Here is an 8,941-nt window from a genome sequence, read left to right on the forward strand (position 1 = left end):
GCGGGCCACCGCCTCGGCCGCGGCGCCGTGGCGGTCCAGCAGCGCGACGCGGGCGCCGGCACGCGCCAGCTCCACGGCAATGGCGGCGCCGATGCCGCTGCCCGCGCCGGTGACGGCGCAGACCCGGCCTTCGAGCGCCAGCCAGGAGGGTTCGGTCCGGTGCGTGCTCATGTCTGTCTCCTCGGTACACCTGCTTCGATACCGGACAATTTCGCCTTGACTACGGGCAAACCCGAGGGTGCCCGAAGCTGATCAAGGCCCGAATCGTCCGGTGCCTTCTCGCCGTCAAAGACGATTTGTCCTTGTGCATCAACGAGAAGGCGATTCACGATGGGGTGAACTGTAGGAGCCACCTCGCTCGCCACCAATCGACAAAATCAGCGACGAACCGGACAATTCGTGCATCACCGGGTTCTCACTGAGCGGCATGACGACGGTTCCCAACTTCGCCCTCTACGGGCACGAGGCGCAGCCGAGCTGGCTGGACATGGTTCACGTGGAGCGCATCCCGGTGCGCTCCAGCCTGTTCGACTGGGAGATCGAGCCGCACGTGCACGACGCGCTGCTGCAGCTGCTGTACGTGGTGGCCGGCGGCGGCGAGGTATTCATCGACGAGTTGAAGTGGCCGCTGCACCCGCCCTGCCTGGTGGTGGTGCCGGCCAGCGCGGTACACGGCTTTCACTTCCGGCCCGACACCGACGGGCACGTGATCACGGCCGCGCAGCGCCCGCTGGAGGCGGCCGTGCAGGCCGTGGCGCCGGAGCTGCTGGCGCTGCTGCGCAAGCCCGCGGTGCTGCGGGTGGAGGCCGGGAGTCGCCATGCCGAGGCCTTGCTGCCGTTGTTCGAAGCCATGGAGCGCGAGACACGCGTGCACGAGGCCGGCCAGATGGCGGTGGGCTTGTCGCTGCTGGTGGCGCTGCTGGTGCAGGTGGCGCGCGTCGGCGCGGCGCAGCCCGCGGGCGAGGACGCGCTGCTGCGCTCGCGCAAGGCGCGGCAGGTGGAGCGCTTCCGCGCGCTGGTGGAGGCGCGCTTTCGCGAGCGCGGCGTGGGTGTGGAGGACTACGCGCGCACGCTGGGCGTGAGCGCCGGGCAGCTCAGCCGGCTGTGCCGCGAGGTGCTGGGCGCCTCGGCGCTGGACGTGCTCAACGCCCGTGTCGTGCACGAGGCGCAGCGCGAGCTGGCTTATTCGCTGCTGAGCGTCAAGCAGGTGGCGGCGGTGCTGGGCTTCGAGGACGAGGCGTATTTCGGGCGCTTCTTCAAGAAGCACACGGGGCACCGGCCGACGGAATTCCGCGCCATGGCGCGGCAGCGGCTGGCGGGAGGGTGAAAGCGGTCAGGCGCCGCGGCTCGGCCGGCGGGCCGCGCGCTCAAGCCGGCGTCACAGCTCCCGCATCAGCTTCCGCACCTCTTCCTGGCGCTTGAAGTCCTTGAGCTGCGCCAGCGCGTCGAGCTCGGTGCGGGCCTGGGCGCGCTGGCCGGCGTCGATGTACAGCCGCGCCAGCGCCAGGCGCCAGCCCGGGTCCTTGTCCAGCGCGACGACCTTCTTCTGCAGCTCGATGGCGCGGTCGAACTGCTTGTTGGCCGCCAGCGCCACCGCCAGCGTGTCCATGAACGCGGGCGTGTCCGGACGCAGCTTGTTGGCCTTCTCGGCCAGCTCCACGGCCGTGGGCTTCTTGAGCTGCACGTGCACCCACGCCAGGTTGTTGAGCATCACCGGATCGTCGGCGCGCAGCTTCAGCGCGTCGTTGAGCTGGCTCTCGGCCAACGCGAAGTCGCGCTGCGCGATCGACACCTCGCTGAGGTGGAACAGGAAACCCGCGTCCTTGGGATGCTCGGCCATCCACTTGCTGGCGAAGCCCGTGGCGCCGGCCTTGTCCTCCTGGCCGACCAGGGCGCCGTGCACCTTCACGGCCACGGGCGTGCTGGCGGGCTCCTTGGCCAGCGCGGCACGGTACGCCGCCACGGCCTCGCGCCAGCGGCGCTGCGCGCTCTCGATGTCGCCCTCGAGCACCAGGCCCGCCACGGCCATGTCCTTTTCCTTCTGCAGCGCGCGCGCCGTGGACAGTGCCGACGAGGCGCGCCCGGCGGCCAGCTGCACCGCGGCCAGGCGCTGCGACACCGCGAACTCGCGCGGCGCCAGCGAGCGCGCGCGCTCCAGCGCCGTGATGGCCGCGTCGTAGTTCTTGGCCGCCAGCTGCACGTCGGCCAGCATCATTTGCGCCTGCACCGAGTTGGGCCGCTTGGCCGCCACCTGGCCCAGGCTGCTGATGGACTGGTTGAGGTCGCCACTGACGGCCTGCACCCGCGCGAGCTCGGCCAGCACGGCCGGATCGTCGGGCAGCGCGGTGACGGCTTCCTGCGCGGCGGTCAGCGCCGCGGAGTTGTTCTTCTGCCCCAGGTGGTGCTCCACCAGCGCCAGGCGCGCGCTGGCCTCCGAAGGATTGGCGCGCACGGCGTCCTCCAGCATCTTCGTCACCTCGTCCGCCGTCGCGCCGGCGGCCTGGCGGATGCGCGCCACGGCCAGCAGCGCGGGCACGTTGCGCGCATCGGCCTGGAGCGTGGCGTCGAAGCGCTTGCGCGCGGCATCGAACTGCTTGTCGCGCAGGTCCAGCTCGGCCAGCGCCATGGCGGCCTGCAGGTTGGCCGGCTCGACCTTGGCCGCCTGCTCCAGGCTCTGGCGCGCCTTGTCGGGCTGCCTGAGCGCCACCTGCACGCGCGCGCGCAGCAGCGGCGCCGTGGCCTGCCCGGGCGACTTCTTCTCCAGCGCGTCGATGGCCGCGAGCGCGGCATCGAACTCGCGCCGGCGCATGCGCTCGTTGATCAGCGCCAGGTCGGCGATGGTGCCCTTGTCATCACTGGCGGCGACCGACTGCAGCGCCTCCATCCCCGCGGCGTCGCCGCGCGCGAGCTGCGTCATCGCCAGCGCCACGCGGGCGCGGCTGTCGGTGGGGTCCGCCGCGGTGGCGCGCTTGAACAACGCTTCCGCGCGCACGAGGTCGCCCTGCTGCTGGTGGGCCTGCGCCGCCAGCCCCAGCGCCATCGCCTGGGGGGCCTTCTTGTCGTCGAGCAGCGGCTGCAGCGTCACCAGCGCCTTGGCCGGGTCGCCCGCGCGCAGCAGCGTCTGCGCCAGCAGCAACCGCACGGGGGCGGATTCGGGCATGAGCTGCTGCGCCTTGGTCAGGTAGGCGGTGGCCTGCGCCAGCGCGCCGGCCTCGTACTCGATGGCGCCGGCGAGTTGCTGCGCGAAGCCGAAGTTGGGCGCGGCCTTGAGCGCGGACTGCACCGCCTCGCGCGCGGCCTTCAGGTCCTTCTTGCGCAGCTGCGACTGCGCCTGCAGCACCTTGGTCTGCGGATGCTCGGGGTACTGGGCCTTGAGCAGCGCGAGCTGCTTGTCCGCCTCCTCGTACTTCTTCTGTCCGTTGAGCATGAGGATGTAGCCGGCGTAGGCCGCTATGGCGTCCTTGCGCACGGCCTGCGCCTGCTGGTAGGCCTTGCCCGCGCCGTCGAAGTCCTCGCCGGCCTGCGCCAGCGCGGCCAGCAGCAGCCAGGCTTCGTGGGACTTGGGCCGCTGCTTGACCAGCTCCTCGACCATCTGGCGCGCCCCGGCCACGTCCGGCACCGCCGCGCGCAGGCGCACCTGCAGCAGCCGCGCCGGCAGGTGTCCGGGATCGAGCTCCAGCGCCGCCTTGAGCGCCGTCTCCGCGCTCTCGCGCTGGTTCTGCGCCAGGTGCGCCTGCGCCAGCACCGTCTGCAGCGCGGCCTTGGCCTTGGGCTGCGCCAGCGCCGTGGCGCCGTAGCGTTCCACGACCTGCGGCGCCTTGCCCTGCAGCAGCATCACCCGGGCCATCAGCGGCACCGCCTCGTCCTGCACGCCGCCGAGCTCCAGCGCCTTGCCGGCATGGACCTCGGCACCCACCACGTCGCCCTGCTCCAGCAGCGCCAGCCCCAGCAGCACGCGCGCCTCGGCCAGGTCGGGCGACTTCTGCAGCGCGTTCTTGAGCTGGATGGTGGCCGCCTTGGGATCGTTCTGCTCGATGTAGTTGCGGCCCGAAGCGATGAGTTCCTTCGGATCGCCGTCGGAGCCACAGCCCAGCAGCGCGGCGCTGGACAGCAGGCCCAAGGCAAGAGGAATGGCAAGGCGACGGGGAGTTTTCATTTGACGGCGAGCGGCGCGCCTGGCGGGCGGCACCGGTTACGGGAAGAGCATCGATTGTCGGGTGCGTCCACACCGAGGCCGCCCCGGGCGGCGCCAATGAATTCACGACTTCGGTCCACAACTGCCGCCCCGGGCCGGACAAGGCGGATCGTCGGCCAGCGGCGCCCGGAGTTGTCAGGCCCGTGCAAGCCGGGCCGTCGGGCCGCGGTCTGGCCGTACCCCTGGCGTGTGAAATTCCTCACAAAGCGGCCCGCAAGTGCTTCACCTCGCCCCGCCGGGGCCGTAAACAAAGAAAGACATGCGGCGCGACCGCTTCCCATGCCTGCCATCCAACAGCGCCGTGCGCATCGCGACCGGTAACCCAGCTCTTCCCGTTTCGGAACGCCATGTCACGCAGTACCGTCCTCGTCGCCGACGACAACCCCGAGAACCTCACCGTGCTGGCCGAGCTGCTGTGCGGGCCCTACCAGGTGCTCGCGGCCAATTCGGGAGCGCGGGCACTGGAGCTGGCCCTGCAGCAGCCCGCGCCCGACCTGATCCTGCTGGACATCATGATGCCCGCCATGAGCGGCTACGAGGTGCTGGAGCGGCTGCGCGCCTCGCCCCTGACGCGCGACGTGCCCGTCATCTTCGTCACCGCCATGAACGGGGCCGAGGACGAGCAGCGCGGGCTGGCGCTGGGGGCGGTGGACTACATCACCAAGCCGCTGCAGCCGGCCATCGTGCTGGCACGGGTGCGCACGCACCTGGAGCTCAAGCGCGCGCGCGACCTGCTGCGCCGCGACAACGCCGCGCTGGAATCCGAGATCACGCGGCGCATGCGCGAGAACCAGGTGGCGCAGGACGTGACCATCCGCGCCCTGGCGCGGCTGGCCGAGACGCGCGACAACGAAACCGGCAACCACATCCTGCGCACGCAGGAGTACGTGCTCGCGCTGGCCCGGCGCGCCGCGGCGCTGCCGCGCTTCGCCGGCGAGCTCGACGCCCACACCATCGAGCTCATCGCCAAGTCCGCGCCGCTGCACGACATCGGCAAGGTCGGCATCCCCGACCAGATCCTGCTCAAGCCCGGCAAGCTCACGGCCGAGGAGTGGGCCGTGATGAAGACGCATGCCCGGCTGGGCGCCGCCGCCATCGATCGCGCCGTGGACGACACGCACGAGCCGGTGCCCTTCCTGGCCTACGCGCGCGAGATCGCGCTGCACCACCACGAGCGCTGGGACGGCAGCGGCTACCCCGACGGCCTCGCCGGCGACGCCATCCCGCTGTCGGCGCGGCTGATGGCGCTGGCCGACGTGTTCGACGCCCTGATCTCGCGCCGCGTCTACAAGCCGCCCATGCCCTTTGCGCAGGTGCGCGAGGTGATGGCACAGGAGCGCGGGCGGCATTTCGATCCGCAGCTGCTGGACTGCTTCCTGGACGACTTCGAGACCTTCTGCGACATCGCGCGCCGCTACTCGGACGAGCGGGAACTCGCCGAAGCCGCCGGCTGAGCGGCGCGCCATGCATCAACCCGCCACGCCGGCGGCCAACGGCCCGCGCCTGACCACGCTGCGGCTGACCCTGGGCTACGCCGCGGCGGCCTCGCTGTGGATCCTGGGCTCGGACTGGCTGCTGGCGCAGCAGGTCCGCGACCCGGACTGGCTGATGCAGGCCGCCACCCTCAAGGGCTGGAGCTTCGTGGCCGTGACGACCCTGCTGCTCCACGCCATGCTCAGCCGCCACGCGGACCCGGCGGCGTCCGGCGCGGCCGGACCTGTCCCGCAGGTGCCACCGGTGGCGCACTGGGCCCGCGTGGCGCCGCTGCCGTGGCTGGCCGCGGCGATCGCGGCGCTGACGCTGGTGGCGCTGGTGGGCGATTTCCGGCAGCAGCGCGCCCAGCACCTGCGCCATCTCGAAGCCCTGGCCGAGCAGCAGAGCAGCCAGGTCGCGACCTGGTTCGCCGCGCACCAGTCGCAGGCGCGCTTCGTGCGCTTCAGCTCGATCTATGCCGGCTTCTACCAGCGCTGGCGCGAGGGCGATGCCGCCGCGCTGGAACGGGTCATGGAGCGGCTGGCCGTCATGCGCAAGGCCTTCGGCAACCAGGCGGTCCTCGTGTTCAGCCCCCGCGGTGAGCTGCTGGGGACGGAACCGGCGCAAGGCACCGCGCCCACGCCCGCGCTGAGCAAGCAGGTGCTGCAGGCGCTGGCCACGGGCGAGATCGGGCAGTGGATCGGGCGCGACGACGCCGGCAGCGCCTGGATCGACATGGTCGTGCCCGTGCACGGCCCGGCCGGCCCCCCCCAGGCGGCGGTGGTGCTGCGCATGGACCTGGATGACTCCCTGCTGCCGATGCTGCGCCACGGCCCTTCGCCCCTGGGCAGCGGCCGGTCGATGCTGGTGCGCCGCGAGAACGACAGCCTGCTGGAGCTGCTGGACCAGCAGCCCGTGCCGCTGAACCAGCCCGGCCTGCTGGCCGGCCGGGCCTTGTCCGGCGAAGGCCCCCTGGACCGCGCCGACGAAGCCCTGGACTTCCGCGGCGTGCCGGTGGCCGGCGTGGTGCGGAAGGTGCCCGGCACGGACTGGCTGCTCGTGGCCCAGGTGGATGCCGCCGAGCTGCGCACCGCGTCGCTGAAAGGCGCGCTGTGGATCACCGCCGTGGGCACCATGGCCACGCTGTGGACGATCATCGGCACGGTGCTGCTGCGCGAGCGCCGGGCGCGGGTCATTGCGCAGGCGCAGCACGATGCCCAGGAGGAGCGGCTGCGCGCGCTGGCGCTGGTGCAGGCGGTCACGGACTCGGTGCTGGACCACATCGCGGTGCTCGACCGGGCCGGCAACATCGTCAAGGTCAACGCCGCCTGGCGGCGCTTTGCCAGCGAGAACGGCTTCCACGCCCCGGCGCCCGCGCCCCTTCACGGCCTGGGCACGAACTACCTGGCCGTCTGCGGCGCCGCCCAGGGCGCGGACGCCGCCGAGGCCGCGCACGTGGCCGCGGGCATCGCGGCGGTGCTGGCGGGCCAGGAAACGTCCTTCTCGCACGAATACGCCTGCCACTCGCCGCAGCGCCCGCGCTGGTTCCACATGACCGTCACGCCGCTGCGCACGCCCGCCGGCGGCGCGGTGGTGGCGCACACCGACGTCACCGAGCACCACCAGGCGCAGGCGCAGCTGCGCAAGCTGTCGCTGGCCGTGGCGCAAAGCCCGATCGGCATCGCCATCCGCGACACCTCGGGACACGTCGAGTACGTCAACGACGCGTTCACGCGCATCAGCGGCTTCAGCCGCGAGGAACTCCTCGACGCGCGGGCCGGCGGGTTGCGCTGCGCGCTGGCGGTGACGCCGCGCGAAGGCCGGCTGTGGCGCACGCTGCAGCGCGGCCAGCCCTGGTCCGGCGAGTTCCACGGCCAGCGCAAGGACGGCGAGCCCTGCGCCGTGTTCGTGCATGCCGCGCCCATCCGCCAGGACGACGGGCGCATCACGCACCACCTCTGGATCGGCGAGGACGTGACCGAGAAGAAGCGCATCGCCGCCGAGCTCGACCGCCACCGCCACCGCCTGCAGGAGCTGGTGCAGGAGCGCACGCAGCAGTTGCAGCAGGCCAACGCCGAGCTGCTGCTCGCGCGCGACCGCGCCGACGCCGCCAGCCGGGCCAAGAGCGCGTTCCTGGCCAACATGAGCCACGAGATCCGCACGCCGCTCAATGCCATCCTGGGCCTGACGCACCTGCTGCGCCGCGATGCCCGCGACGCCGTGGCGCTGGAGCGGCTGGCCAAGGTCGGCGACGCGGCCACGCATCTGCTGCACGTCGTCAACGACGTGCTGGACCTCTCCAAGATCGAAGCGGGCCGCGTGGAGCTGGAGGAGGCCGACTTCTCGCTGCGCGCGCTGCTGGCGGGCAGCCACGCGCTGGTGGCCGAGCAGGCGCGCGCCAAGGACCTGCGGCTGACGCTGGACGCCGGCGACGTGCCCGATGCGCTGCGTGGCGACCCGACGCGGCTGTCGCAGGCGCTGCTCAACCTGCTGAGCAACGCGGTGAAGTTCACCGAGCGCGGCGAGGTGCAGGTGCGCGCCGAGGTGCTGGAGCGCGGCGAGCGCGGCCTGCGGCTGGGCCTGAGCGTGCGTGACACGGGCATCGGCATCGCGCCGGACAAGCTGGATCAGATCTTCGGCGCCTTCGTGCAGGAGGACGCCTCGACCACGCGGCGCTTCGGCGGCACCGGGCTGGGGCTGGCGATCACGCAGCGCCTGGCGGGGCTGATGGGCGGCCGGGTGGAGGTGCACAGCGAGCTGGGCGCGGGCAGCGAGTTCCGCTTCAGCGCCTGGGTGCGCGAGAGCCTGGCGCCGCCCCCGGTGGGCGCGGCGGTGGTGCTGGACGACGCGCAGGCCGAGGCCGACGCGCTGCGCCGGCGCTGCGGCGGCGCCCGCGTGCTGCTGGTGGAGGACAACCCGGTGAGCCTGGGCGTGATGCTGGAGCTGCTGGGCTGGGCCGGCCTGCAGGTGGACCTGGCGCGCAACGGCCGCCAGGCCGTGGACGCCGTGCAGGCGCACGAGTACGACGCGCTGCTGATGGACATGCAGATGCCGGTGATGGACGGGCTGGAGGCCACGCGCCGCATCCGCGCCCTGGAAGGGCGGGCGCGCATGCCGATCCTGGCCCTGACGGCCGATGCCTTCGCCGAGGACCGCGCCCGCTGCCTGGACGCGGGCATGGACGACCACGTGCCCAAGCCGGTGGAGCCGGCGCGGCTGTTCGCCACGCTGCGGCGCTGGCTGCCCGCGCGCGAGCCGCAGCCCGGCACCGGT

5 protein-coding genes are annotated in these 8,941 nt (G+C 72.5%); 3 read left to right on the forward strand and 2 right to left on the reverse strand.

What is annotated here, in order from left to right; translation table 11 throughout:
• A partial coding sequence (locus Q0741_RS27235) for an SDR family NAD(P)-dependent oxidoreductase (protein ID WP_298236332.1) occupies nt 1-171 on the reverse strand: 171 nt, incomplete at its 3' end.
• 256 nt (nt 172-427) lie between these two features.
• Between Q0741_RS27235 and Q0741_RS27240 the strand changes: the two genes are divergently transcribed.
• Nucleotides 428-1,327 carry a helix-turn-helix domain-containing protein gene (locus Q0741_RS27240; RefSeq protein ID WP_298236328.1) on the forward strand — a complete coding sequence of 300 codons (900 nt, stop codon included), beginning with the start codon at nt 428-430 and terminating at the stop codon, nt 1,325-1,327.
• A 51-nt stretch (nt 1,328-1,378) separates the two neighbouring features.
• Here Q0741_RS27240 and prsT read toward each other — a convergent pair whose 3' ends face one another.
• Nucleotides 1,379-4,156 carry an XrtA/PEP-CTERM system TPR-repeat protein PrsT gene (gene prsT, locus Q0741_RS27245; RefSeq protein WP_298236329.1) on the reverse strand — a complete coding sequence of 926 codons (2,778 nt, stop codon included), beginning with the start codon at nt 4,154-4,156 and terminating at the stop codon, nt 1,379-1,381.
• A 386-nt stretch (nt 4,157-4,542) separates the two neighbouring features.
• Between prsT and Q0741_RS27250 the strand changes: the two genes are divergently transcribed.
• Nucleotides 4,543-5,649, forward strand: a complete 1,107-nt coding sequence (locus Q0741_RS27250) for a two-component system response regulator (protein ID WP_298236330.1) — start codon at nt 4,543-4,545, stop codon at nt 5,647-5,649.
• Nucleotides 5,650-5,659: 10 nt separating this feature from the next.
• Nucleotides 5,660-8,941 (forward strand): ATP-binding protein (locus tag Q0741_RS27255; RefSeq protein ID WP_298236331.1); only part of this gene is annotated, 3,282 nt, incomplete at its 3' end.

It is taken from the genome of uncultured Azohydromonas sp., from assembly GCF_937926365.1.
In the GTDB taxonomy this organism is placed as follows: Bacteria; Pseudomonadota; Gammaproteobacteria; order Burkholderiales; family Burkholderiaceae_C; genus Azohydromonas.